The sequence below is a fragment of the Flavobacterium potami genome (assembly GCF_020026915.1).
Classification (GTDB): Bacteria; Bacteroidota; Bacteroidia; order Flavobacteriales; family Flavobacteriaceae; genus Flavobacterium; species Flavobacterium potami.
Genome location: NZ_JAINUY010000006.1, coordinates 152,568 through 178,227 on the forward strand (window position 1 = coordinate 152,568; position 25,660 = coordinate 178,227).

25 protein-coding genes are annotated in these 25,660 nt (G+C 30.3%); all 25 read left to right on the forward strand.

From position 1 onward, the window contains the following. The first annotated feature begins 1 nt into the window (after position 1). The 25 genes from K6T82_RS17510 to K6T82_RS17630 are packed head-to-tail and all read left to right on the forward strand — an operon-like array spanning position 2 to position 25,656. Positions 2-841: a glycosyltransferase gene (locus tag K6T82_RS17510; RefSeq protein ID WP_223708334.1), complete on the forward strand. Its 840-nt coding sequence runs from the start codon at positions 2-4 to the stop codon at positions 839-841. Continuing rightward, positions 842-1,744: a glycosyltransferase family 2 protein gene (locus K6T82_RS17515; RefSeq protein ID WP_223708336.1), complete on the forward strand. Its 903-nt coding sequence runs from the start codon at positions 842-844 to the stop codon at positions 1,742-1,744. Continuing rightward, positions 1,741-2,682 carry a glycosyltransferase family 2 protein gene (locus K6T82_RS17520; protein ID WP_223708339.1) on the forward strand — a complete coding sequence of 314 codons (942 nt, stop codon included), beginning with the start codon at positions 1,741-1,743 and terminating at the stop codon, positions 2,680-2,682. Before K6T82_RS17515 ends, K6T82_RS17520 begins: the two co-directional genes overlap by 4 nt. Next, positions 2,679-3,821, forward strand: coding sequence for a glycosyltransferase (locus tag K6T82_RS17525; protein ID WP_223708342.1), 1,143 nt, complete (start codon positions 2,679-2,681; stop codon positions 3,819-3,821). Before K6T82_RS17520 ends, K6T82_RS17525 begins: the two co-directional genes overlap by 4 nt. 49 nt (positions 3,822-3,870) lie before the next feature. Further along, positions 3,871-4,743, forward strand: coding sequence for a hypothetical protein (locus K6T82_RS17530; RefSeq protein WP_223708345.1), 873 nt, complete (start codon positions 3,871-3,873; stop codon positions 4,741-4,743). Between the two features lies 1 nt (position 4,744). Next, a complete protein-coding gene (locus K6T82_RS17535; protein WP_223708347.1) occupies positions 4,745-5,584 on the forward strand; it encodes a glycosyltransferase family 2 protein in 840 nt (279 codons plus the stop codon). Positions 5,585-5,624: 40 nt separating this feature from the next. After that, a complete protein-coding gene (locus K6T82_RS17540; RefSeq protein ID WP_223708349.1) occupies positions 5,625-6,329 on the forward strand; it encodes a class I SAM-dependent methyltransferase in 705 nt (234 codons plus the stop codon). Next, entirely contained in the window at positions 6,330-7,472 is a 1,143-nt protein-coding gene (locus K6T82_RS17545) for a glycosyltransferase (RefSeq protein ID WP_223708351.1), read from the forward strand. Next, positions 7,463-8,485 carry a glycosyltransferase gene (locus K6T82_RS17550; protein ID WP_223708354.1) on the forward strand — a complete coding sequence of 341 codons (1,023 nt, stop codon included), beginning with the start codon at positions 7,463-7,465 and terminating at the stop codon, positions 8,483-8,485. The genes K6T82_RS17545 and K6T82_RS17550 overlap by 10 nt, the downstream gene beginning before the upstream one ends. Positions 8,486-8,488: 3 nt before the next feature. Continuing rightward, a complete protein-coding gene (locus K6T82_RS17555; protein ID WP_338083353.1) occupies positions 8,489-9,589 on the forward strand; it encodes a glycosyltransferase family 2 protein in 1,101 nt (366 codons plus the stop codon). A 42-nt stretch (positions 9,590-9,631) separates the two neighbouring features. Beyond that, positions 9,632-10,726: a glycosyltransferase family 4 protein gene (locus tag K6T82_RS17560; RefSeq protein WP_223708358.1), complete on the forward strand. Its 1,095-nt coding sequence runs from the start codon at positions 9,632-9,634 to the stop codon at positions 10,724-10,726. Beyond that, complete coding sequence (locus tag K6T82_RS17565; RefSeq protein WP_223708360.1) at positions 10,727-11,389, forward strand: acylneuraminate cytidylyltransferase family protein; 663 nt, start codon at positions 10,727-10,729, stop codon at positions 11,387-11,389. Beyond that, positions 11,390-12,430, forward strand: coding sequence for an N-acetylneuraminate synthase (neuB, locus tag K6T82_RS17570; protein ID WP_223708362.1), 1,041 nt, complete (start codon positions 11,390-11,392; stop codon positions 12,428-12,430). It abuts the gene before it with no gap. After that, positions 12,430-13,089 (forward strand): TylF/MycF/NovP-related O-methyltransferase, encoded by a 660-nt coding sequence (locus K6T82_RS17575; RefSeq protein WP_223708364.1) that lies wholly within the window; start codon positions 12,430-12,432, stop codon positions 13,087-13,089. Before neuB ends, K6T82_RS17575 begins: the two co-directional genes overlap by 1 nt. Further along, positions 13,089-14,210 carry a UDP-N-acetylglucosamine 2-epimerase gene (gene neuC, locus K6T82_RS17580; protein ID WP_223708366.1) on the forward strand — a complete coding sequence of 374 codons (1,122 nt, stop codon included), beginning with the start codon at positions 13,089-13,091 and terminating at the stop codon, positions 14,208-14,210. The genes K6T82_RS17575 and neuC overlap by 1 nt, the downstream gene beginning before the upstream one ends. Beyond that, positions 14,150-15,601, forward strand: coding sequence for a UDP-glycosyltransferase (locus tag K6T82_RS17585; RefSeq protein ID WP_338083351.1), 1,452 nt, complete (start codon positions 14,150-14,152; stop codon positions 15,599-15,601). Before neuC ends, K6T82_RS17585 begins: the two co-directional genes overlap by 61 nt. Before the next feature lie 27 nt (positions 15,602-15,628). Further along, the gene (locus tag K6T82_RS17590) at positions 15,629-17,062 is read left to right on the forward strand and encodes an MBOAT family O-acyltransferase (RefSeq protein WP_223708368.1); all 1,434 of its coding nucleotides are present in this window, start codon (positions 15,629-15,631) and stop codon (positions 17,060-17,062) included. Then, positions 17,062-17,946 carry a hypothetical protein gene (locus K6T82_RS17595; RefSeq protein ID WP_223708370.1) on the forward strand — a complete coding sequence of 295 codons (885 nt, stop codon included), beginning with the start codon at positions 17,062-17,064 and terminating at the stop codon, positions 17,944-17,946. Before K6T82_RS17590 ends, K6T82_RS17595 begins: the two co-directional genes overlap by 1 nt. Positions 17,947-17,967: 21 nt before the next feature. Beyond that, on the forward strand, positions 17,968-18,855 hold the full coding sequence (locus K6T82_RS17600) for a hypothetical protein (RefSeq protein ID WP_223708372.1): 888 nt from the start codon (positions 17,968-17,970) through the stop codon (positions 18,853-18,855). A gap of 1 nt (position 18,856) precedes the next feature. Continuing rightward, entirely contained in the window at positions 18,857-20,011 is a 1,155-nt protein-coding gene (locus K6T82_RS17605; RefSeq protein ID WP_223708374.1) for a glycosyltransferase family 4 protein, read from the forward strand. Continuing rightward, positions 20,011-21,540 (forward strand): glycosyltransferase family 2 protein, encoded by a 1,530-nt coding sequence (locus K6T82_RS17610; protein WP_223708376.1) that lies wholly within the window; start codon positions 20,011-20,013, stop codon positions 21,538-21,540. The genes K6T82_RS17605 and K6T82_RS17610 overlap by 1 nt, the downstream gene beginning before the upstream one ends. 21 nt (positions 21,541-21,561) lie before the next feature. Continuing rightward, positions 21,562-22,572, forward strand: coding sequence for an exostosin domain-containing protein (locus K6T82_RS17615; RefSeq protein ID WP_223708379.1), 1,011 nt, complete (start codon positions 21,562-21,564; stop codon positions 22,570-22,572). Further along, on the forward strand, positions 22,569-23,555 hold the full coding sequence (locus tag K6T82_RS17620; protein ID WP_223708381.1) for a glycosyltransferase family 2 protein: 987 nt from the start codon (positions 22,569-22,571) through the stop codon (positions 23,553-23,555). The genes K6T82_RS17615 and K6T82_RS17620 overlap by 4 nt, the downstream gene beginning before the upstream one ends. An 11-nt stretch (positions 23,556-23,566) precedes the next feature. Continuing rightward, positions 23,567-24,496, forward strand: coding sequence for a methyltransferase domain-containing protein (locus tag K6T82_RS17625; RefSeq protein WP_223708384.1), 930 nt, complete (start codon positions 23,567-23,569; stop codon positions 24,494-24,496). A 38-nt stretch (positions 24,497-24,534) separates the two neighbouring features. Further along, positions 24,535-25,656, forward strand: a complete 1,122-nt coding sequence (locus K6T82_RS17630) for a glycosyltransferase (RefSeq protein WP_223708386.1) — start codon at positions 24,535-24,537, stop codon at positions 25,654-25,656. The last annotated feature ends 4 nt before the right edge of the window (positions 25,657-25,660 follow it).

Genomic DNA, 25,660 nt, shown 5'->3' on the forward strand with positions numbered 1-25,660 from the left:
AATGCTATCAATAATTATTTGTTCAAGAACCAAATCAATATCAAATGATTTAGTAAATAACATAAACCAAACTATTGGTATAGAACACGAGCTGGTTGTAATTGACAATTCGAATAATGAATATTCAATTTTTGAAGCTTATAATATTGGACTTACCCAAAGTAAAAACCAATTAATTTGCTTTCTACATGACGATATTCATTTTATCACTCAAAACTGGGGAAAAATAGTAGTCGAAATTTTTCAGAAAAATAAGGACATTGGATTAATAGGTATTGCAGGCGCAAAGAGTAAAACAAAAATGCCTTCAGCATGGTGGGATTGTGCAAATGAAGATTTGTATATGAACATTTATCAACACTTGCGAGACGGAAGAAAAGAACACTGGTACAAAGGATTTACTAATAATGCTCTAGAAGATGTTGTAGCAATAGATGGAGTTTTTATGGCCGCAAGAAAAGATAATTCCATTATATTTAATACCAAGTTAAGTGGTTTCCATAATTATGATTTAAACTTTTCATTTGAATATTTAAAGAACAGATACAGAGTCGTTGTAACAAAAGAAATTTTATTAGAGCATTTATCTATCGGAATTTTAAATGAATCTTGGTATAAATCAACTTTGCAAATTCATGAATTGTATCGCAATTTTTTACCTTTAAATAAATCTAATTATGATTCTTCAAAAAAGTATGAGTTCATTAATGGTGCAAGATTTCTAGATCATCTTTTAAAACTTAAGCTTAAAAAGCAGGCCTTTTATCTGTGGATTAAATTATTTAAGATAAAGCCAGCGAGTAAATTTCAATTTAAATTTTTTAAATCTTTATTTCAATAAATGCTTGCTATAATTATTCCATATTATAAATTAACATTTTTTGAGCAAACATTAGAATCTTTGCAAAATCAAACTGATAAAAGATTTAATGTTTATATTGGAGATGATGCTAGTCCTGAAAATCCAGTTTTTTTATTAGAAAAATTTAAAGAAAAAGTTGATTTTGTATATCACAGGTTCGAGGAGAATTTAGGAGGAACTTCTTTGGTGAAACAATGGCAACGTTGTATCAGTTTATCAAAAAATGAAGAATGGATAATGATTTTGGGCGATGATGATTTATTGTCCAAAAATGTTGTTGAAGAATTTTACTCAAATTTACCTGAATTTGAAAATAAAACGGATGTCGTGAGATTTGCTTCTAAAAGTATTTCAGAAGAAAATCAAAAAATTTCAGAAAAATTTGAACATCCAAAATGGGAAGCGGCTTTAAGTTTTTACTATAAACGATTTAAAGGATTAACAAGAAGTTCTCTTTCAGAACATGTTTTTACGAGAAATTCTTATTTGAAATATGGGTTTAGAGAGTATCCATTAGCATGGCACAGTGATGATATTGCTTGGATAGACTTTAGCCAAAACAAACCCGTATTTGCAATAAACTCTAGCTATGTTATTGTTAGACATTCTAAAATAAATATTACAGGTAAAAAAGATAATTTTGACTCTAAGCATAAGGCTGAACAATTATTCTTTACAGATCTGGTTTACGAAAAACTAGATTTTTTCAAATCAAATCAAAAGAACGAATTCTTGATGACTTACGAAATTGCCATTAAAAGATATAGAAAATTGACATTTAAAGAATGGAAATTTTTATTCGAAAATTATTTAAAAAATGCCGAAATAGTTCCTTTCCTAAAATGCATTCGTAGATTTTTTAAGGATAATTTAGCGCTATGAAACCTTTAATTTCAATAATAATTCCATCTTATAATAGGGCATATTTAATAGCTGAAACATTAAATAGCATTTTATTGCAAAGTTATGACAATTGGGAATGTATAGTAGTTGATGATGGTTCTACAGATAATACCCAAGAAGTTTTAGCGGAGTACATTAAAAAAGATAATAGATTTCAATATTATAAAAGACCGAAAGAAAGACTAAAAGGTCCAAATTCATGCCGAAATTATGGATTTGAGTTGAGTAAAGGAGATTATATAAAATGGTTTGATAGTGATGATTTTATGTATCCAGATTTACTTGAAAAACAATTGGATGCTATTAAAAACAATTTTCACTGCAATGTTTGTAAAGTCGCTTATTATGATTTTGAAAACAACATCGTTTTAAAACACAGTGAAATTTTTTCAAACCACATAATTGAAGATTACTTAATTGGAAATCTAACATTTTATGTGTCAGGTCCAATTTGGAGACGATCTTTTTTAGATAAACAAGAAATATTATTTGACACCAAAATATCTAATCTTGACGATTGGGATTTTAACTTGAGAATGCTTTACAATTATCCTAAAATTAATTTTTTAGATGAAGTTTTAATCAAATATCGGGTACATAATAATTCTCTTTCTCAAGAGATAGGAAAGCTTAATTTTCGAGAAATTCAATCAGAGTTTAAAGCTCGAAGAAAGCACTTGTTACATTTGATTTTTATGAAAAATGTCAATACCAAAGCTTTTAAACAATTTATAATAGCGAGAAATAAATACTTTTTACGAGAAGCTTTAATCTTAAAAAACAATTGTGACTTTTTTTTATTTAAAAATTTAATTCTAACACAGGTTTTAGCTATTGATATTAAAGGTATTATAAAAAGTTTTGTTGGTTACATCGGATTGAAGTTTTTTAAGAAAGGGTATAAATTTTTTAAATGAAAATATTAATAACAACACCATTCTTTCAATTTTCAGGTGGCAGTGAGTTAGAGACCATTCATACAGCCAATACTTTTGCGTCTTTTGCAGAAGTAAAAGAGGTTCATGTTTTTGTAGCCGGCGTGTATAATTTAAAATTTACTGAAAACATTTACATAAATGAGAAGGTAAAATTTTTTAGAAGACCAGATATTTTTGATAAGAGATATTTTTATAAATTAAATAATTATCTAAAGAAAAAATTAAATTTAGAAGCATTACCATTTGATTTTATTTATTGGAAATTTAAAAAACTTTCAAGATTTGATAAATTGTATATCATCACAAAAAGCACTCTTGCAAGTGATTATATTCCATTAATAAAATTGTACAAGTCAAAGAATAATATAGTTATAAAATACACAACTATATTCTTTCAGCCTCTCGAAAATGTTGTTTTAAAATATTTATCTCAAATAAGATACAATATCGTTACATCTCAAAAACAGAAAGATTTTTTTGTAAATCAATTAAATCTGAAGAATGCTATAGCACAAGAAATTTTACTTTTTAACGAAAATCTTGGTGTAAAGAAAGTAAGAACTAAAAAAGATGTATCACTGTATGATTTTGGTATTTTAGGAAGATATTCAGAAGAAAAGCAATATGAACATGCCATAAATTTGATTGAAAATCTTAGAAATAAAGGATTTGAATCTACATTAATTATTAAAGGAGGATGTGATGAAGATTATTACAAAAGCCTCATAAAGTTAGTTAAAGAAAAAAATCTGGAAGATTTAATTACTTTAAGTTTTGAAGAAGTCTCGTATGATAAAGTATACGATTTTTTCGATGTTTTTAATTGCTTTTTAATCACGTCAAAATATGAAGGAGGACCAAACGTCGGATTAGAAGTTATGGCCTACGGTCTGCCGATTTTATCTTATGATGTAGGGGCAATGAAAGATAGATTAAATAAATTTCCAGAATTGATTGCTCTCAACGAAGAAAATTTAACCAAAAAAGCTATTGAAATATTAAATTATGAAGAAGTTGCTTTTTTGCAAAAATGTGACGACATAAAAAAAGAGTATACAGCTAAATTTTCTAATAATACAAAAATATCTTTTCTAAAAGATTTTTTGGAAAACAAATAAAAATCATTTTATAGAGAATTAATTTTCTTTTTAAAATTAACAGTTGCAAATGAAAATAAAAGTAGGTTATCTTCTGTCTTACGACTACAAAATGTTTTTCACATCAGTTAAACAGATTTATGATCATGTTGATGCTATCTTCCTTGCAGTAGATAAGAATTATGTTACCTGGAGTGGAAATCCGTTTGAAATTGAAGAAAGTTTTTTTGAAGAGGTAAAGCTTTTAGACGTTCAGAATAAAATTCAGTTTTATTTTGATGACTTTTATGTTCCTGGACTGTCGCCAATAGAATGCGATATTAGAGAACGAAATATGCTCTTAAAAAAAATGGGACGCGGATGGTTGATACAATTGGATGTTGATGAGTATTTATATGATTTTAAAAAAGTCAGAAAATTTCTTAAACAACATTGGTATTTAATGGTATTTCCTAAACTCACTCCAATTGTTTTTAAAGGAATCTTGATAACAGTATTTAAAAAACTTCCGGAAGGTTACCTTTATATTGAAAATAATGAGAGATTTTCTTTTATAACCAATTGCCAACAATACGAGGGTATTAGGACCAATTATAGTGTGAGTAATCATATAACGAATGCAAAAGTAATTCATCAGTCTTGGGCAAGATCAGAAGAAGAAATGTTTTTTAAAATCTCAAATTGGGGACATAGAGATGATTTTGATACTAAGAAATATTACGAATTTTGGAAAAATTTAGATATTTCAAATTATAAAAATTATAAAAACATACATCCCCTAAGAGCTGAAATGTGGGATAAACTGCATTTTATGCCATCATCTTCAATTGATGATTTTATAACAAACTATGCAGAGAAAAATAAACAAGTGCTAATTAGTGTTGGCTTCTGGCAAATGGTGAAAGCATTTTTTAGAAAAATACTAAAAAAAATAAATAAATGATATGCAGTTATCTGTAGTAATATTATCATATACCACAACAGAAGGATTATTTGAAATGACCTCAAACTGTATCAATTCTCTAGTAGATTCGGAGAAGGATACAAAAATGGAAGTTATTTTAGTAGAGTCAAATAAAGATTATTTAAACTCAGGATTTGTTTATCCTGAATTTGTAAAAGTTATTGTTCCCGAAGCAGATTTCAATTTTCATAAGTTCTTAAATATTGGTATTAAAGAGTCAAAAGGAGATTTTGTAGCTTTATGTAACAATGATTTAATTTTTTATAAAAACTGGTTTAGTGAAATTTTGAAAATCCAAAAAGCAAATCCAAAAATTGAATCCTTTTCTCCAAGTGGTAAAATTGATGATTTTGGTTTTATAAATGACTTTGAGTTAGGATATAAAGTCCGAACTCATGTTTTAGGATGGTGTTTAGTTGCAACTAAAGAAGTTCTCAAAAGAATAGGATATCTTGATGAGACATTTAATTTTGGTTACGCAGACAATGATTATGCTATGACTTTAAAAAAGTACAATATAAAACATGCTCTAGTAAATACAGGTAAAGTTGAACATTTAGAAAGAGAAAAAGTAAAGAAAAATCGCGAAGGACTAAGTGAAGGCTACAAAAAACTTCAGGAAAAGGTAAGTCTAGAGAAGTTGCCTTCTTATGTTCTACAAAAAGGAAATGAATATCTTTTAGAAGATAAAAAAGTTCTAGACGATTATTTAAAATATCATATCAAATGGGGAAGCCCAAATTTATTATATAAAAAAAATAAAATTGCAGATTTGCTTATACGTTTTCATTTAGGTTTTTTTAATAGAATAATTTTATAGATTAATAAACAATTATCCCAAAGCTTAGGCTTTATTTTATATGAAAAATAATTTTACAGATCTAAAAATCAGCTATGGTAACTTGGAGAGTTTCATTATAAGAAATGAAATTTTTAAAGCAGTTAAAAATGCAATTCCTCAATTTAAAGGAAAAGTTTTAGATTCTGGATGTGGTTCAATGCCATATAAACAAATTATTCTTGAAAATAGAAAAGTTGAAAGTTATGTAGGTTTAGATATTGATACAAGTTTAAATTATGAAGGCATTAAACCAGATTTTTTATGGGACGGAGTTACGATGCCCTTTGAAAATGAAAGTTTTGACGTTGTAATATCTACAGAAGTTTTAGAACATGTACCAAATCCAGATGCTTATTTATCAGAAGTTAGGCGAGTTTTAAAACCTGGCGGTATTTTCTTTTTTACGGTACCTTTTTTAATGTCTTTGCACGAAGTTCCGCATGATTATTACAGATATACGCCATATGCTTTAGAAATGATTTTTAAAAGGAATGGTTTCACATCGACACAAATTGTTCCTCAGGGCGGTTATAACGCGGCAGTGGGGCAAATGATTGGACTTTGGGTTAATATGTACCTTTGGGGAAAGAAAAAGAAAATAATGAGGATTATTGCAAAACCTATTATCAGTTTTTTATATAAAAAGGATAAAGCTCCATTAAACTTTAAAAAGTCGACAATGATTGTTGGACTTTCGGGAACTACTGTAAAACCAATTTCATAAATGAAAATCCTTTTTGTTTCAATGCCTTCCATTCATGTAATTCGATGGATAGAAAATTTAAAAGATACTCATTACGAATTGTATTGGTTTGATGTTTTAAATAGAGGCCGTTTAGAAACTATAGATAGTGTAAAACAGTTTACAGGCTGGCATGAAAGAAAATTATCATACATAAAAGGAGAATATTTTTTAAGAAAAAAAATGCCTGATTTGTTTCAGATATTTAGTCCCTATCTTGAAATAAATGCAAATGAAGCTTTAGAAAATATTATTTTAGAAATTAAGCCCGATATTGTTCATAGTTTTGAAATGCAAAGCTGTTCTTATCCGATTCTAAAGACAATGCTTAAATATCCAAAACTTAAATGGTTGTATTCTTGCTGGGGAAATGATCTTTATTATTACATGAATTTTAAAGCACACAATTCTAAAATTAAAAATGTTTTAAAAAGAGTCGATTATCTGCATACAGATTGTAGAAGAGATTTTGATTTAGCTAAGAAATTAGGCTTTACCGGCAAATATTTGGGTGTTGTTCCCGGAGGAACAGGGTATAAGTTAAACGAATTGAATGAGTTTAAAATGCCTGTTTCTAAGAGAAAAATCATTTTAGTTAAAGGTTATGAGCATCATTTAGGACGAGGCTTAAATATTGTAAAAGCGCTCCATTTAGTACAAAAAGAAATTGAATCTTATCAGGTAATTGTTTTTGGATCACACCCTCAAATAATTGATTACATAAAAAAGAATGATTTAAATTTTGGTTTTTTTGAAAGACATGAGCTTTCACACGATAGTTTAACTAAGCTAATGGGAGAAGCTTTATTGTATATCGGAAACAGCATTTCAGACGGAATGCCAAATACGCTTTTAGAAGCGATTGTAATGGGAGCATTTCCTATTCAGTCCAATCCTGGCGTTGCGACCGAAGAACTAATTACAGATGGCGAAAACGGATTTTTAATTTCTGATCCCGAATCGGTTTTAGAAATAAAAGAAATTGTTTTAAAAGCTCTTTCAAATCTAAAACTTGTTGAGACAGCAACGGTTAAAAATGAAAAAATAGCATTAGAAAAACTAGATTATTCAGATAATCAGTTAAAAGTGATTGAAATGTATAAAACTGTTTTAAAATGCGAGTAGGTTTTAATCCAAATAAAGATCAGCAAAACAGTAGCTCTGAATATTTTCATCAGATTATAATTCCTGTTTATATTCCAGATCTGGAAGGATATTTTAAAGATAGTCTCGTTATTCTTAGATTCTGTCTGGATTCAATATTGCTAACAGTTCATAAAAAAACCTTCATCACTATAGTAAATAACGGAAGTTGTGCAGAAGTGAAGCATTATTTACAAGAATTATACGTAAAAGGAAAAATTCATGAAATTTTAGAAACAACAAATATTGGAAAACTAAACGCCATTTTAAAAGGTATTGTAGGTCATAATTTTCCAATAATTACCATTACAGATTCCGATGTTTTATTTTTAAATGGATGGCAAAAAGCTGCATATACTGTTTTTGACAATTTTCCTAAAGCTGGAGTTGTTTGTCCGACGCCTTCTTCACGTTCTTTACGAACTTTTACGGCTAATATTTATTGGGATAAATTTTTCTCAAAAGATCTTTTCTTTTCGGAAGTCAAAAATCCTGCAGCGTTAAAAAACTTTGCTCTTAGTGTTGGAAATCCTGATTTTTACAACAAAGCACATTTAGAAAAATATTTCACAGTTTCAAATAAAAATGAAAAAGCAGTCATCGGAGCCGGGCATTTTGTTGGAACTTACAGAGGAATCATATTTGAAGATTTAACAATTAAATACTCAGATTATAAATTAGGAGGAGACAGCGAGAACAAAATTTTAGATATTCCTGTTGTGAAAAAAGGTTTTTGGCGCTTATCGACGGCAGATAATTTTGCCTATCATATGGGAAATGTTGTCGAAAACTGGATGTACGATGAGGTTTCTAAACTAGAGCAAAATCAAACAGAAAGTGATTATCATTTGCCTTCTTTTAAAGTGGGCTCAAATTGGTCTTATTTTGTTAAAAGTAAAGTCTTTGGGAAATTTATTTTGAATAAAAAAATAATGAAATACTTTATACTTTGGAAGGGACTCTCCAAAGATCAAACTAAAAATTATCTTAAATGATTCATAAAGCAAAAAAAATATAGGAAAATGATAGGTATAATTTTTCCTTATCGCAATAGAGAAGTTGAGAGGGTCAAGCGCTCACTAGATTCATTGAGTTTACAAGAAAACCATAATTTTAAAGTTATTTTTGTCGATTATGGTTCTGATCTGGCTTCGTCTTCTGCGATAAAAGAATTGATTTTTCAATATAAATTTGCAAGTTACATTTATAGCTTTTCTGAATTTCAACCTTGGTCTAGAGCAAAAGCACTAAATATTGGATTGAAAAATACAACTGCCGATTATGTTTTTACCGCAGATGTTGATATGATTTTTAGTCCCAATTTTATTTCGAAACTTTATGAACTGAGAAATCCTCTAAAAGCCTATTATTTTAAAGTTGGTTTTTTAAGTGAAAAAGAATCAAAAGCGGATAAAAAATTTGAAGATTATTCAATTGATTTTAATACCGGAGTTGGTGCGCAGGGATTGTCGTTGTTTTACCTTAAAAATGTTGAAGAAATTGGAGGATATGATGAGTTTTTACATTTTTGGGGAGCAGAAGATATAGACATTCACGAAAGATTAATACGAACTGGAACTGAAAGCATTTTTTATAATGAGGAAACACTTCTTTTGCATCAATGGCACCAGAGTTATCGAAAAAGTGAGACAGCTGTTTTAATTGAAGGTCTTCAGTTAAAAGGTGTTGTTCAATTAAATCATCAACATTTAAAAAGTAATCAGAAAAATAAAGTGACAAAGGTTAATAATGAAAAATGGGGAAATCTAATTTCTGAAGCAGATTTTAACGAATTAGAAACGGCCGATTGTCAAATAACTCTAAATAATAAATTAGAAGTAATAGACCATTTTTTATTTGTTGAATTGCCGCAATACAAGGATAAAATAGTTTCGGTTCAATTTACAAAAGATGATTTTCAAGATTCATTAAAGTATAAAGTAAAGAAGCTTTTAGGAAAAACAGTTCCCCAATATTATTCGTTGAAAGAAATAAACGACAGGCTTTTGCTTCACATTATTTCGTTTTACCATACATATCCTTATTCTTTTAAAATCGATAAAAATCTGAAAAGTATCCGTTTTAAAATAAAAAAATAAGAAAGATTTAATTTCATTATTTTTACTCAAATCTAAATAAAAATGCCTCAAGTAATTCTGATTTCTCAAGTACCATTGCCTTATTCTACTATTGGAAGTTGGACAACTTTGTATCATAATTATTTGACCAATAAGCATCAGGTTGATTATATAATTTGTGAAAAACCAGAAAATTTCTATTCTGAAATTGAATACGGAATTGTTAGCAATACATATCTTTTTAAACTTCAAAAAAAACTTCAAAAAAAGAAATACCTGGGATATTTTCAAGAACTCGAAAAAATTCTCGAAAAGGAAGAAAAATTCATCATTCAAATCATTGATAATTTCGGAATTGTAAAACCACTTATTGATTTTTTAGAAAAAATCGGGAAGAGGAATAAGTGTTATCTTCAGTTTTTTTATCACGGTTTTGCACCATTTCATGAAAACTTTCATGGAAGATGGTTTTATAAAGCAATTGATGAAATGGTTTTATTAACTTATGATTCTTATAAAGTCCATAAAGAATATTATACTATTCTAGCCACAAGATTTTCTGTTTTGCACAACGGAATTGACACTTCTAAATTTCATAAAGTAACTTCCGATAAAAAAGAAGAGTTAAAGAAAGAATTAGGTATTACAAATAAAAAAATCTTTGTTTGGTGTTCACAAGATCGCCCGAAAAAAGGATTGGATTTTATTTTAAATGTTTGGAAAAGAATAAACAAGCAAAATCAGGATGCTGTTCTTTTAGTAATTGGCGCAAATCGTGAAACGGCAATCGACGGGGTTTCTTTTTTAGGAAGAATACCCAATACAGATTTACCAAAATATTATCAGATTGCAGATTGTTATTTGTTTCCTACGTTGTGGCATGAAGGATTCGGATTGAGTTTGATTGAAGCACTACATTGTGGTTGTTATTGCATTGCGTCTGCAAACGGAGGTGTTCCTGAAGTTTTACAATATGGAAAACTCGGAAAATTGATTGAAAATCCAAATTTTATTGAAGAATGGATTTTGGAAATTGAATCATTTTTGAATGAAAAGGAAACGTACAATAATATAATTCCAGAACATTTGTACTCGATGCAAAATTGGAATGATGGAATGAATTTAATTATTGAAAACGCAAAAAAGAATTTCAGTTAAATGAAAACTATTGCCATAATTCCAGCACGCGGAGGTTCTAAAAGACTGCCAGAAAAAAACACCAAATTATTGGGGAATATTCCTCTTTTGGCGCATTCTATTTTATATGCAAAACAAAACAGTGACCTAATAGATGAAATTTACGTTTCAACCAACGATGAGGAAATAAAAAAGGTAGCATTGCAATATGGTGCCAAAGTTATAGATCGCCCAGAGATTTTATCAGGAGATTTGGAACCAACTATTTCGGCATTGAAACACGTTTTAGAATCCATTGAAGGTGATATCGAAAATGTGATTTTATTGCAGCCAACCAATCCATTACGTCCAGAAAATTTACTAAAAGAAGCATTTGATTTTTATTTAAAAGGAAATCATGATAGCTTATTTACAGTTTCTAGAAATCATCAGAAATTCGGTAAAATAAGAGAGGGTAAGTTTATTCCTTATAATTACGAAATCGGGCAGAGAAGTCAGGATTTAGAGCCTCTTTTTTATGAAAACGGTTTACTTTACATAACAAAATCAGAAAAAATTTTAAACGATATAATTATATCAAAAGATGCTTTTCCATTTGAGATAAATCATACTTTTGCCGGCGTAGATATTGATACGCAGGAAGATTTTGACTACGCTCAATATTTATACAAAAACATTAAATAGATGAATCCATACATTGAAATAGCAGGCCGTAAAATTGGTCCGGATTATCCACCTTTAGTAATTGCCGAAATCGGAATCAATCATGAAGGATCACTTCAAGTTGCCAAAGAAATGGTAGATGCCGCTCAGAGAGCAGGTGTTGAGGTGGTAAAACATCAAACGCATATCGTTGAAGACGAAATGACCGGAGCTGCAAAAAAAGTAATTCCCGGAAATGCTGATGTTTCTATTTATGAGATTATGGAACGTTGTTCGTTAAATGAAGCAGAAGAACTCGAACTTAAAAATTATGTGGAAAGTAAAGGCATGATTTTTATTTCGACACCATTTTCTCGTGCTGCAGCCGAAAGATTAAAGAAATTTGATGTTCCTGCTTATAAGATTGGATCTGGAGAATGTAATAATTATCCGCTTTTGGAGCATATTGCCTCTTTTGGAAAACCTGTAATTCTAAGTACAGGAATGAATACTATTGAAAGTATAGAAAAAGCAGTTGCTGTTTTCGATAAATATAATGTTCCAGTTGCCTTATTGCACACAACAAATTTATATCCAACTCCAATTCATTTGGTTCGATTTGGTGCAATGGTCGAATTGAATCAGGCTTTTCCAAACAAAGTTTTTGGCTTAAGCGATCACACTTTAAATAATAATGCTTGTTTAGGAGCCGTAGCGCTTGGAGCCAGCATCTTAGAACGACATTTTACAGATCATATGCAGCGCACAGGTCCGGACATTGTCTGTAGTATGGATGAAAATGCTTGTAGAGAATTAATTATTGGATCTGCAGAAATCGCTCAAATGCGTGGTGGAACAAAAAAACCGGCAGATGAAGAACAAGTAACAATCGATTTTGCTTTTGCAACAGTATGTTCCATCGCTCCAATTAAAAAAGGAGAAATCTTTACCAAAGAAAATATTTGGGTTAAACGCCCAGGAACTGGTAAAATTCTAGCTGAAAATTTTAATGATGTCTTAGGAAAAACAGCATCAAGAGATATTGAAAACGATGAGCAATTAGATTATAACGATTTAAACTAATGGATAATTTATACGATTTAGATAAAAAATTTGCATACGAAAACGGATTTTATGCCACAGCAGATCCATCAAGATTCAGCAAATTTATTACTCATTTAGAATTTTTTAAACAAACTTCGAATGTTCGTGGAGAAATAGTAGAGTTTGGTATTTTCAAAGGAAACTCGTTTTTTAGATGGATTAAATTTCGTGATTTACTTGAGCAGACGAATAGTCGAAAAGTAATTGGATTTGATATTTTTGGCGACTTTCCAGAGGCAAATTTTGAAGAAGACAAAGAAAAAAGAGATGCATTTGTAAAAGAAACCAATGGAGGAAAAAGCATATCATTGGAGGAAATAAATGATCTTTTGGAAAAGCAAGGTTTACATAAAAATGTAGATATCATTAAGGGCGATATTTTAGTAACCTTAGATGAATATTTGGATAAAAATCCACATCTTAAAATTTCGCTTCTGCATATCGATGTTGATTTATACGAGCCAACAAAACATATTCTGGAAAAACTATATCAAAGAGTTACTACAGGAGGAATAATCATATTGGATGATTATGGAGCTTTTGCTGGAACGAATAAAGCAGTAGACGATTTTTTTCAAAACAATGCTGAAATTAAGAAACTTCCTTTTTCTCACGCTATTTCTTATATCGTCAAATGATGAAAAAAATCCTTTTTTTGACTGGCACAAGAGCCGATTTCGGAAAAATAAAATCATTAATCTCAATTCTTGAAAAACAAAAAGAATTTGAGGTTTTTGTTTTTGTAACCGGCATGCATTTACAGCACGAATATGGTTATACTTTAATCGAGATCGAACGATCCAATTTTAAAAATATACACACTTTCGTGAATCACACGCACGAAACCACAATGGATCTTACTCTTGCCAAAACTATTGAAGGATTTTCAAGTTATTGTAATACCATAAAACCAGATATGATAGTGGTTCACGGTGATCGTGTGGAGACTCTTGCCGGAGCTATTGTAGGTTCTCTCAACAATATTTTGGTAGCACATATTGAAGGTGGTGAAGTCTCAGGAACTGTTGATGAGCTGATCAGACACAGTGTAAGTAAATTGAGTCATATTCATTTTGCATCAAATGCTGAAGCTGAAAAGAGATTGATTCAAATGGGAGAAATAAAAGAATCTGTTTTTACAATTGGTTCTCCAGATATTGATATTATGTTTTCAGATCAATTACCAGATTTGAATACAGCAAAAGACTATTATAAAATTCCGTTTAACGATTTTTCTATCGTAATGTTTCATCCCGTGACTACCGAAATCAACGACATGAAACAATATGCTGAAAATTTTGTTGCGGCTTTGCTAAAAGACAATCATAATTATGTGGTTATTTATCCCAATAATGATTTGGGAAGCAAATTTGTTATGGATGCCTACGAAAAATTGAAAGGAAATGATCGATTTAAAATTTTTCCTTCCCTTCGATTTGAATACTTTTTAACACTTTTAAAGAACAGTCAATTCATCATAGGAAATAGCAGCGCCGGAGTTCGAGAAGCACCTTACTACGGAATTCCAATTATAAATATTGGTACAAGACAGAAAAATAGAGCAGTTCACGCAGATATTATTAATGTTGATTATTCTGAAAAAGAAATTACAGAAGCGCTTTCTATTATTGATTCTCATAAAGTACGAAAAACAGACAATGATTTTGGACAAGGAAATAGTGCCGAATTATTTCTTAATTGCCTGCAGAAATCGGATATTTGGCAGCTCAATCATCAAAAACAATTCAGAGACAGTTAATGCCTAAAAAGATTTTTATTTTACTGCCAGATGGCGTTGGACTTCGAAATTTTGCTTTTTCTAATTTCTATAAAATAGGACTAGAAAAGAAATTCGATATAACCTACTGGAACAATACGCCTTTTGATTTAACAAGTTTAGGTTTTAATGAAATCAAAATCAAAAATGCTAAATCGGACCCATTTACGGACAGCTATAAAAATGCACGTAAACACATCGAGCTCAATCTGAATAAAAAAGCAGATAACGACGCTGTTTATGATGCTTACCGCTTTCCTTTGTCATATAAAAATGTAAAAGCAGCAATAAAAAGCTACTTTGCGAGATTTCTAATTGAATTTTATAATTCGGAAAAAGGATTAAAAAAAATTAGAGAAAAAATGAAAGTCCGTGAGTCCAAAACGGAATTTTATCAGCACTGTTTAGAAACGCTTCAGAAAGAAAAACCTGATTTTGTATTTTGTACCAATCAGCGTCCTGTTTTAGCAATTCCTTCAATAGAAGCGGCAAAAGCACTAAAAATACCAACAGGAACTTTTATTTTTTCGTGGGATAATTTGCCAAAAGCAACTATGGTGGTCGAAACCGATTATTATTTTGTCTGGAGCGAACACATGAAAGCGGAGCTTAAGAAATATTATCCGTACATACAGGAAAATCAGATTTTTGTTGTTGGAACACCTCAGTTTGAAAGTCATTTTGATGAGGGTATTATTGTGGATAAAGAGACATTTTTTAAGAATCATCAACTGGATTTCAATAAAAAGTACATTTGTTATTCAGGCGATGATATTACAACCTGCCCAGATGATCCTCAATATTTATCTGATGTTGCTGATGCAGTTAGAAAAATAAACGAAGAAGGGAATTCTCTTGGAATATTGTTCAGACGTTGTCCGGTGGATTTTTCTGCAAGATACGATGAGGTTCTAGGAAAAAATAAAGACATAATAGTGCCAGTTAGTCCAATTTGGGAGAAAATAGGTTCGGGATGGAATACTGTTTTACCAACACAAGATGATGTTAAGTTGCTTGTCAATACCATTTTTCATACAGAAATGGTCATAAATTTAGGATCTTCAATGGTATTTGATTATGCTTGTTTGAAGAAGCCATGTGCTTTTTTAAATTATGATGTTCCAAATAAATTAGATTCGAATTGGTCGGTTTCTAAAGTTTACAATTTCATTCATTTTCGATCAATGCCGAATCAAAATGCCGTTATTTGGCTGAATTCTGCAGACGAAATTGCTGCTAAAATTAAGGATGGATTGGAGAAAAACGAAACTTTAGAAAGTGTTCAAAATTGGTTCGAAATTATCAATCAACAACCTCCAAAGGCTGCTTCAGAGAGAATTTGGAAATCAATAGAAACAATTCTTACTATTTAAAAATTTTGATATAAATCAAATAAATTTATGTTTTTCAATTCTCTGGCTTTCGCCATTTTTTTACCAATCGTTTTTTTTCTCTATTGGTTTGTTTTCAACAAAAATAAAAGCACACAAAATGCTTTATTAATTGTTGCAAGTTATTATTTCTATTCTTGCTGGGATTGGAGATTCCTGTTTTTATTGGTTTTTTCTACTTTTTTGGATTATTACACTGGAATACAAATCGAGAAAAGCGATTCGGATAAAAAAAGGAAGTTTTGGTTTTGGCTTAGTGTTTTAGTCAATTTAGGATTTCTTGGAATTTTCAAATACTATAATTTCTTTGCCAATTCGTTTGCAGAAATGTTTACTTCTTTCGGATTTAAAGTAAGTCCGATTTTATTAAACGTTATTCTACCGGTCGGAATTTCATTCTACACTTTTCACGGTTTATCGTACGTTATTGATATTTATTACAAAAGAATAAAAGCCGAATATAATTTCATAGATTATTCTTTGTTTGTGAGTTACTTTCCGCTTTTAGTGGCAGGACCAATAGAAAGAGCGACACATTTATTACCAGAAGTAAAGGTAAAACGCGAATTTAATTTACAAAAGGCAAAAGAAGGCGTTTATCAAATCGTTTGGGGATTGGTAAAAAAAGTGGTTATTGCAGATACTTGTGCTGTCTATGCAAATGCCATTTTTGATCATTATCCTTCAATGAATTCCTTTTCTCTGATTTTAGGTGCCATTTATTTTGCTTTTCAGATTTACGGAGACTTTTCAGGATATTCCGATATTGCTCTGGGAGTTTCTAAATTGTTTGGTTTAGACTTATTAAGAAACTTTAATTATCCTTATTTTTCAAGAGATATTGCCGAGTTTTGGCGTCGTTGGCATATTTCACTTTCATCTTGGTTTCGCGATTATTTATATATTCCGTTAGGAGGAAGTAAAGGCGGACTTTGGATGAAAATCAGAAACACCTTTATCATCTTTATTGTCAGCGGATTTTGGCATGGAGCCAATTGGACTTACATCGTTTGGGGATTTATCAATGCTGTTTATTTTCTCCCTTTATTGTTATCCAATAGTAATAGAAATAACATCGATTCGGTTGTTTTAAAATGGAATCTCGATTCTGTAAAAGTATTGTTCAGCATTCTGACCACATTTTTATTAACCTGTATTGCGTGGGTGTTTTTTAGAGCCAGAACAATTACCGATGCGGTTTTGTATTTAAAAAGGATCGTGACAGATAAAAATTTTGCATTCCAATATTTGGATAACGAAAGGTATAATTACGAATTGTTATTGATGATTGGTGTATTTGTTTTGGTTGAATGGAATAACAGAACCAAAGTGGAGCCCATTTCCGGAAAAAGAAGCATGCTGAAAATGGCATTGGCAATTTTAGCCATAATTGCTTTTGGAACGTATTCAGACTATAAAGAATTTATTTATTTCCAGTTTTAATGAAGAAGTTTTTACTCTATATATTTAAAATTTTTATTGTAACGCTTTTAGTCGCTGTTCTTCTTGACGGATTGTATACCTACGTATTTATGCAGTCAAAGAATCGAGGGAAAGTTGAAGCGGTTGTAAACTCGAAAGAACAAAAATACGATGTTGTCATTTTAGGTTCGTCTAGAGCCAATAATCATTTTGTATCGCAAATGTTTGTTGACAAAGGGTTAAAGACTTTCAATTATGGAATGAGCGGCGGTCATTTATTCGAAGCTTCATTAATGCTGAAATTAATGCTGGAGAGAAAGTATGAAATCAAAAATGTTATTCTCGAAGCAGATCTTAATCTTTCCAACGATCAGGAATCTGAAGGTGTTGCGGCTAAATTTTTGCCTTACATTCATTCTTCAGAAGTTATAAAAGAGCATTTTTCACCAGAAGCAAACTTCAAAGAACTGTATTATATCCCTTTTTACAGATATATAAAATTTGATTCTAAAATTGGTTTTCGTGAGGTATATAAAATTGCCCAAAACGAAAAAACAAATGCTTTAGACAATTTAGGATTTTATCCGTTAGAAAAACATAAAAACGGAAATATGAAAAACAACATTGTCAATCTGAATCCGTTACCGCATAATAAATACTACGAGGAAATTAAAGACATTTGTAAAAAGAACAACATTAATTTTATTGCAGTTATGACTCCAATGTGCGAGAATGTTGTCGGCATGAATTATTTTGATAAGGTTAAAAAAGCTTATCCAGAAATTCATAATTACGAAAATGTTGTGATAGAGAATAAGTATTTTTCTTCTTGTGGACACATGAATGATAAAGGAGCTAGGTTGTTTACAGCCAAAATTATTCATGATTTTTTTCCAAAAAAATAAATTAAGAGGAGAAATTCATTTATGGAATTAAGAAAATTTATACTTTATGTCGTAAAAATCATTTTTCTGACTTGCCTTTTGGCACTAATCTTAGATCAAACGTATACTTATGTTTTCCTGAATTCAAAACATAGAGGTAAAATAGAAGATGTCTATAATTCTCAGGCAGAAAAATACGATGTAGTTATTCTAGGATCATCGCGCGCAAATAATCATTTCGTGGCACCAATGTTTGAAGAAAGAGGTCTTAAAACGTATAATTACGGAATGAATGGAGCAAATTTATTTGAAGCTTCGCTAATGCTAAAATTGATGATAGAAAGAAAGTATCAAATTAAAAATATAATTCTTGAAACTGATGTAAATCTTTGCTTTGACAGAAATTCAGAGGGAGTTTCGGCAAAATTTTTACCTTACATTCTTAACTCTAGCACAATAAAGAATCATTTTTTAAATAATAGTGACTTTAAATATATATATTATATTCCTTTTTACAGATACATTAAAAACGAAACAAAGATTGGATTTAGGGAAACATTCTTTACAGCCATTCATAAAAGGGGAGGGAATTTAGATAAAAATGGATATCTCGCTTTGCTTGAGACCTCAAATACCGGAATGAAAAACAACATTTCTAATTTGAATCCGTTGCCTCACAATAAATACTATGAGGAAATTAAAGACATTTGCAAAAAGAACAATATTAATTTTATAGCAGTTATGACTCCAATGTGCGAAAATACTTTGGGTATGAACTACTTTGATAAAGTTAAAAAAGCTTATCCGGAAATTCATAATTACGAAAATGTTGTGGTCGAAGACCGATATTTTTCTTCCTGTGGGCACATGAATGACAATGGCTCTAGATTGTTTACAGCCAGAATTTTAAAAGACTTTTTTAATAAATAATATGCATATTGCTTTTTTAACTCCCGAATTTCCACACCAAGAAACTTTACCATCAGGTGGATTAGGAACAAGTATAAAAAATCTTGTTTCAGCATTGACAAGGGAGAATGTCAAAGTAACCGTATTGGTTTATGGGCAAAAAGAGCAAAAGATCATTGAAGAAAATAATGTTCGAATCCATTTAATTGACAAGAAAAGCTATAAATTTTTGGGATGGTTTTTTCATCGAAAATACATCAATAATTATTGCAATTCGATTATAAAAAAAGAAGGTATTGACCTTATAGAAGCACCCGATTGGACAGGAATAACTGCTTTTATGAATTTCAAAATCCCATTGATAATCCGATTGCATGGAAGCGACACTTATTTCTGTCATTTAGAAAATAGAAAGCAAAATCGTAAAAATTTTTGGTTTGAAAAAAACGCAATCAATAGAGCAACCGCATTTATTGCACCAACGAAGTTTGCAGGAGAACTTTCTAAGAGCCTTTTTAAAATAAAAGATAAAACGATTGCCACAATCCATAATGGACTGGATCTTCAAAATTTTGAAAATTACGCACCAGAAGAGTTTGGAAAAAATGTGATACTCTACATCGGCACTTTAATTAGAAAAAAAGGTGTTTTAGAATTGCCTGAAATTTTTTCTAAGGTTAGAATGCGTTTTCCAAATTCAAAATTAGTTTTGATAGGAAATGATTCTTTGGATGTAAATACGAATTCAACATCAACTTGGGAACTAATGAAGAATCTGTTTTCCAAAGACGATTTGAAAAATGTAGATTATTTGGGTAAAATTCCATACAACCAAATTCACGAATATATCAGAAAAGCAAATGTTTGTGTGTTTCCAACTTTTGCAGAAACATTAGGAATGGTAACTATTGAATCGATGGCATTGCAAAAAGCAGTTGTAAATAGTAATATCGGATGGTCTAAAGAACTAATCATAGACGGAGAAAGTGGTTTTTTGGTACATCCGTCAAATCATGATTTGTATGCAGATCGAATTATGGAGTTGTTCGAAGATCAATCACTTTGTATTGAAATAGGAAAAAAAGCCAGAATTAGAACAGAATCTAATTTTGATATCCATAAACTGGTAAAAGAAAATATAGCATTTTATAAAAAAATAATTCATCAGAAAAGCTAATGATAACTGTTTATCATCAAAATAATAAAGTTGTAAAAGTATGCAACGATGAAAAGGTGATTTCATTGGAAAACTCTTTTAGCATTGCCATAACTTTAATGGCATTTGCAAAAGAATTTCCTTTAGAGAGAATAATCTGGTGCCATGCTGATCTGGAAAAGAATGTAAATTGGAATGCTTTTGATAGCATTTTTCATCATAATAAAATTATGGCATCTTTTAACTGTACAACAGATGATTATCTTCTAGATGGTATAGGTTATATTGATGATTCTATTTTTATAAACGTAAATAAAAATGTTAGTTACCCAACCTGGTTGGCAAGTAGTGCTATAGGAGGAATTAGTTCTGAAGTGCTTTTGCAGTTTGAAAATAAAATTAAATTAGATAAGAATTTTGATTATTTCCTGCACAGTTTATCCAAATTAGGACGTTCAAAAGGTTTGTTTTGCTATTCTGAACCTAAACTTTTGGTTGATAGAACAAAATCAGTTCCAACTCAAAAAGCTACGATTTATAAAGTATTTCAGTTTACAAAACAACATTACCGAAAACGTTGGGTATTTCTCTTGTTTCTGAATCTGGCAATTTATGAAAAGCGTTTTCCTTTAATACCTTTTTTACTTTCTCTTCGATTTAAAAATAGAAACAAAATTGATTTCGACTTCACTGATATGCCGATTCAGTCAAATTTGAAAATTATAGGAGAGAAGACTATCGATGTTATTATTCCGACCATAGGAAGAAAAACATATTTATACGATGTTTTAAAAGATTTAGCGCAGCAAACCCATTTACCAGAGAATGTAATAATTATTGAGCAAAATCCGCTGCTGGATAGTAAAAGCGAATTAGATTACCTAACCACAGAAAAATGGCCTTTTCAGATTAAACATATTTTTACCCATCAGTCGGGTGCCTGCAATGCTAGAAATCTAGCCTTACAACAAGTTACGAGAGAGTGGGTTTTTTTAAACGATGACGATAATAGATTTGATCAAAATTTGATTAATGATGTTTTTAATAAAATTGAACAGTTAGGTAATCCGGTTATAACGACATCTTATTTACAAAAAAATGAAAAGTTGGTTTTCAAAACAACACATCAAACCGATATTTTTGGTTCTGGAAATAGTTTTGTTAAAAAAGGTTGCTTAGACGAGATTACTTTTTCTAAAGCTTTAGAATTTGGTTACGGAGAAGATTTCGATTTTGGTATGCAATTAAGAAATAAAGGTTTTGACGTAATTTATGTGGCCAATCCGTCTATTTTGCATCTAAAAGCACCATCTGGAGGTTTCAGAATAAAACATCAATTTGAATGGGAAAAGGAGAAAATACAGCCCAAGCCATCGCCTACAATAATGTATATTAAACAGAAATATTTGAATGAAAAGCAGATTTTAGGTTATAAATTGGTCTTGTTTTTCAAAATATTAAAAAAAGAATCGCCTTTTAAATTGTTTACGGCATACAAATCTCTTGAAGAAAAATGGAATGCGAGTTTAAAATGGAGTAAGAACTTATAAATTCTTAAAACATAAAGTTTAATGTTGAAAGTTTACACGGATCATAATTTTTTAAATAAAGACAATAGAAGGGAAATTTTTCCTTTATTGTTTGATATTGTCTATCTTCCAAATGACAAGACGAAACAAAATTTTGACTTAACCAATTCGCTTTTAGAAGCTGATGTTGCTATTTTTCCCGTAGATATTATTTCATTTTTAAAAAAAGACAAAACTGATTTTTTAAATAAATGGATAGAAAAAGTTTCAAAATTTGATATTCCGATCTGGGTGTATGCTGGTGGCGATTTTGGATTTACTTTTGAACATACAAAGGTGACCACTTTTAGATTAGGAGGTTTTGATTCAAAATTGAGTGTAAGGTCCGAGATAATGCCTTCTTTTGTGAGTGATCCCTATAAGGAGGTTTTAAAAAGTGATTTTTTTACTATTTCAAAAGAAACGAAACCGCATATTGGTTTTGTAGGCAATGCAAACGGAACTTTTACTAAATGGGTAAAAGAGTTTCTTTTATATTTTAAAAGGAACATAATTGATATAAAAAATCCGGAAGATTATCATCCTTTTTATCCTGCAAGTAAAAAGAGATTCAGCTTGCTTAGAAAAATTCAAAAAGACGAAAAAATTCAAGATAATTTCATTTTTAGAAATAAGTACAGAGCAAGAGATTTGAATATTGAAAAAACAACAATGGAGTTTTTTAAAAATATTCAGGAAAGTCTATATGTTTTCTGCCTGCGAGGAAATGGTAATTTTTCTGTTCGATTTTATGAAGCTTTAATAATGGGAAGAATTCCAGTTTTGATTGATACCAATGCGAGACTTCCGCTAGAAGATTTGATTGATTGGAAAAAACACTGTTTAATCGTTTCTGAAAATTCTATAATTGAAGATTTGTTGCGATTTCATTCTTCCAAAACCGAAGCAGAACTAAAAGAAATGCAGGAAAATAATCGAAATTTAGTATTCGAAAAATTAAATAGAATTGATTATTTCATTCAAATGGCTAATATTCATTTAAAAAAGAAATGAAATTCTCTTTAATTATTTGCACTTACATGCGCCCGGATGCATTGCTGAAATTGCTGATTTCTGTTCAGGATCAAATTTTATATCCAAATGAAATTTTGATCATTGATGGATCTTTGGATGAAAGAACGAAAAAGGTTTTAAAAGAGAATAATTTCGAAAATCTGAAATACTTCATGGTTTCAGAACAAGACAGAGGATTAACAAAACAACGAAATGTTGGAATTTCTAAGGTCAATCCTACTAATGATTTTGTTTGTTTTCTGGATGATGATATTGTTTTGGAGCCTTCCTATTTTGAAAATCTATTACATACATACCATTTATTTCCCGAAGCTTTAGGTGTAGGAGGTTATATTGACAATGAAATTAAATGGGAAAAGACGTCGGAAAATTATACCCCAAAAATTAATGAGTTTTATTTTGACGGTTGGAAACGTAAGGATGGAAGCCGTTTTGTTTTAAGAAAAAAGTTGAATTTAGATAGTGACTGTGCACCAGCTTTTTCACCTTTATTTTCTCATGCTAGAAGCGCTGCATTTTTGCCACCTAGTAATAAAATTTATGAGGTTGAACTATTAATGGGAGGTGTTTCATCATTCAGAAAATCAGTTTTTAATGACTTTACCTTTTCAGATTATTTTGAAGGATATGGACTTTATGAAGATGCAGATTTTTCATTAAGGTTGGCTAAAAAAGGTCCATTATATATAAATACATCAGCAAGATTAAATCATTTTCATGTCGCTTCAGGAAGACCCAATCTATATAAATATGGTAAGATGGTAGTAGTAAATGGCTGGTATGTTTGGCGTGTAAAAAATCCGAAGCCAATAATAAAAGACTCACTAAAGTGGCACTGCATAACTTTGCTTTTGATTATCCTTAGATTTAGCAATATCTTTACAACTAGAAAACGAAAGGAAGCTTTTAGCGAATCAGTTGGAAGAATAATCGGATGGTTACAGGTTTTAATAAGAAAATAATAAATTAAGTAATGTTGCAAAATATAATACATCCTGATTCTCACGCAAAATTAAAAGAGATTTCTAAGGACTTTTATGTTTTTGAAGATAATTCGGAACTCCCAATTCACAATGGAATTCCGATATTATTAGGTTCACAATCTATTTTTAATCAAAACGATATTATTAATTCCAAAACAACAACACAAGATCGTTCTCATTTAGACACTTCGAATGTTAAGAATTATATTAGAAGAAAATTACTTCCTTCACTTTGTACAGATTTTAATTTAGATAAAAGATACGAAACGTTCAACAAATTAATTTCTAGAGGTGGTAAAATTTTAATATTAGGGGCTGGAGAAAAAATCGATTATTATAAAAATATCTTTTCTGGTTGTGAAGTGATTACTTCTGATGTACACAATCAATTTAGTCCTGATTTTATTTTCGATGGCCATTTTATACCTTTTGCGGATGAAACTTTTGATGGAGTTTTAGCGGCGCAAGTTATTGAGCATACCATAAATCCTTGGAAATTTTGTACAGAATTACAAAGGGTTGTAAAAGTGGGTGGATTTCTTCAAATTGAGGCTCCTCAAAGTTTTCCATATCATGCGCAACCATACGATTTTTTCAGATTTACTTTCACCGGAATGAGAAGTTTGTTTCCGGAATGTGAAGTTGTAAAAGCAGAATTAACAGAAGGGAATGCTTCAAATGTTGCTGTTACTTTATCCAATTATTTTGTAAATCTTAGTTCACAAAAAATAATTAGAAGCGCTTGGTTATTTGTAACAAGGATACTTTTTGGCTGGATCAAATATTTAGATTCCAGAAATGGAGTGCCAAATAAAAGGAATGTTTCGATGCCAAAAGGATATGCTTTTACATTTAAAAAAGACAACATCAAAAGAAGCTCAAAAGATTTACTAAAAGAGTTTTACCATTTGAAAAAATAAAGGAAAATCTTCTTAAGTAAAGATTTAATACGCAATTAATGAAGTTCGCGATTATAACCCATGTTGTTCACATACAAAAAGATAACCAGTATTTTGGATATTCTCCTTACGTTCGTGAAATGAATATTTGGCTGAAATATGTCGATGAGGTGATTATTGTCGCTCCTTTGTCTTTCAAAGAAAAGGTATCTGAAATTGATAGTTGCTACGATTTTAAAGGTATTGATTTTAGAGCAATTCCGAATTTTAATTTAACCAGTTTAGCGAATGTTTTAAGTTCGATATTCAAGTTGCCTTTAATTTTCTGGAAAATATTTTGGACTATCAAAGCAGCGGATCATGTTCATTTGCGTTGCCCTGGAAATGTGGGGTTAATTGGGTGTTTAGTTCAGATGTTTTTTCCAAAAAAAATAAAAATAGCAAAATATGCAGGAAATTGGGATCCTAAAAGTAAACAGCCATTTACTTATCGTCTTCAAAAATGGATTCTGAACAATACATTTTTAACACGAAATATGCAGGTTTTGGTCTACGGAGAATGGGAAAATACAACGAAAAATATTAAACCATTTTTTACTGCTTCTTATGCGGAAAAGGATAAATTGCCTATCCAAAAATTAGACATAAGAGAGAAAATCAATTTTGTTTTTGTCGGAACTTTATCGCCTGGAAAAAATTCGTTGTATGCCATTCAATTAGTTGAAGATATTCGAAAGCAAGGATATGACAGTTTTTTGGAATTATACGGAGAAGGACCGGAACGTAAAACTTTAGAGGATTACATCATTGCAAATCAACTTGAAAAATACATTTCGCTAATGGGAAATCAAAATCAGCAAAAAGTTACTCAAGCCTATCAAAATAGTCATTTTGTAATTCTGCCATCAAAGAGTGAAGGCTGGCCAAAGGCATTGGCAGAAGGAATGTTTTGGGGATGTATTCCAATTGCAACGGCTATTTCCTGCGTGCCTTTTATGTTGGATTATGGAGAAAGAGGCCTTTTATTGAATAAAGAATTAAAATCTGATAGCCAACAGCTGAAAGATATTTTAAATAGCACAGAACATTTTAATCTCAAAAGAGAAAAAGCATCAGAGTGGTCAAGAAAATATACTTTAGATACTTTTGAAACAGAAATAAAAAAGATGATAAAAGAATAGTATT

Coding starts and splice junctions, on each gene's coding strand:
- neuB (WP_223708362.1), top strand. CDS start 11,390: ATGAATCCATACATTGAAATAGCAGGCCGTAAAATTGGTCCGGATTAT.
- K6T82_RS17525 (WP_223708342.1), top strand. CDS start 2,679: ATGAAAATATTAATAACAACACCATTCTTTCAATTTTCAGGTGGCAGT.
- K6T82_RS17575 (WP_223708364.1), top strand. CDS start 12,430: ATGGATAATTTATACGATTTAGATAAAAAATTTGCATACGAAAACGGA.
- K6T82_RS17565 (WP_223708360.1), top strand. CDS start 10,727: ATGAAAACTATTGCCATAATTCCAGCACGCGGAGGTTCTAAAAGACTG.
- K6T82_RS17605 (WP_223708374.1), top strand. CDS start 18,857: ATGCATATTGCTTTTTTAACTCCCGAATTTCCACACCAAGAAACTTTA.
- K6T82_RS17520 (WP_223708339.1), top strand. CDS start 1,741: ATGAAACCTTTAATTTCAATAATAATTCCATCTTATAATAGGGCATAT.
- K6T82_RS17540 (WP_223708349.1), top strand. CDS start 5,625: ATGAAAAATAATTTTACAGATCTAAAAATCAGCTATGGTAACTTGGAG.
- K6T82_RS17625 (WP_223708384.1), top strand. CDS start 23,567: ATGTTGCAAAATATAATACATCCTGATTCTCACGCAAAATTAAAAGAG.
- K6T82_RS17595 (WP_223708370.1), top strand. CDS start 17,062: ATGAAGAAGTTTTTACTCTATATATTTAAAATTTTTATTGTAACGCTT.
- K6T82_RS17620 (WP_223708381.1), top strand. CDS start 22,569: ATGAAATTCTCTTTAATTATTTGCACTTACATGCGCCCGGATGCATTG.
- K6T82_RS17535 (WP_223708347.1), top strand. CDS start 4,745: ATGCAGTTATCTGTAGTAATATTATCATATACCACAACAGAAGGATTA.
- K6T82_RS17550 (WP_223708354.1), top strand. CDS start 7,463: ATGCGAGTAGGTTTTAATCCAAATAAAGATCAGCAAAACAGTAGCTCT.
- K6T82_RS17515 (WP_223708336.1), top strand. CDS start 842: ATGCTTGCTATAATTATTCCATATTATAAATTAACATTTTTTGAGCAA.
- K6T82_RS17615 (WP_223708379.1), top strand. CDS start 21,562: ATGTTGAAAGTTTACACGGATCATAATTTTTTAAATAAAGACAATAGA.
- K6T82_RS17545 (WP_223708351.1), top strand. CDS start 6,330: ATGAAAATCCTTTTTGTTTCAATGCCTTCCATTCATGTAATTCGATGG.
- neuC (WP_223708366.1), top strand. CDS start 13,089: ATGAAAAAAATCCTTTTTTTGACTGGCACAAGAGCCGATTTCGGAAAA.
- K6T82_RS17630 (WP_223708386.1), top strand. CDS start 24,535: ATGAAGTTCGCGATTATAACCCATGTTGTTCACATACAAAAAGATAAC.
- K6T82_RS17530 (WP_223708345.1), top strand. CDS start 3,871: ATGAAAATAAAAGTAGGTTATCTTCTGTCTTACGACTACAAAATGTTT.
- K6T82_RS17590 (WP_223708368.1), top strand. CDS start 15,629: ATGTTTTTCAATTCTCTGGCTTTCGCCATTTTTTTACCAATCGTTTTT.
- K6T82_RS17610 (WP_223708376.1), top strand. CDS start 20,011: ATGATAACTGTTTATCATCAAAATAATAAAGTTGTAAAAGTATGCAAC.
- K6T82_RS17600 (WP_223708372.1), top strand. CDS start 17,968: ATGGAATTAAGAAAATTTATACTTTATGTCGTAAAAATCATTTTTCTG.
- K6T82_RS17510 (WP_223708334.1), top strand. CDS start 2: ATGCTATCAATAATTATTTGTTCAAGAACCAAATCAATATCAAATGAT.
- K6T82_RS17560 (WP_223708358.1), top strand. CDS start 9,632: ATGCCTCAAGTAATTCTGATTTCTCAAGTACCATTGCCTTATTCTACT.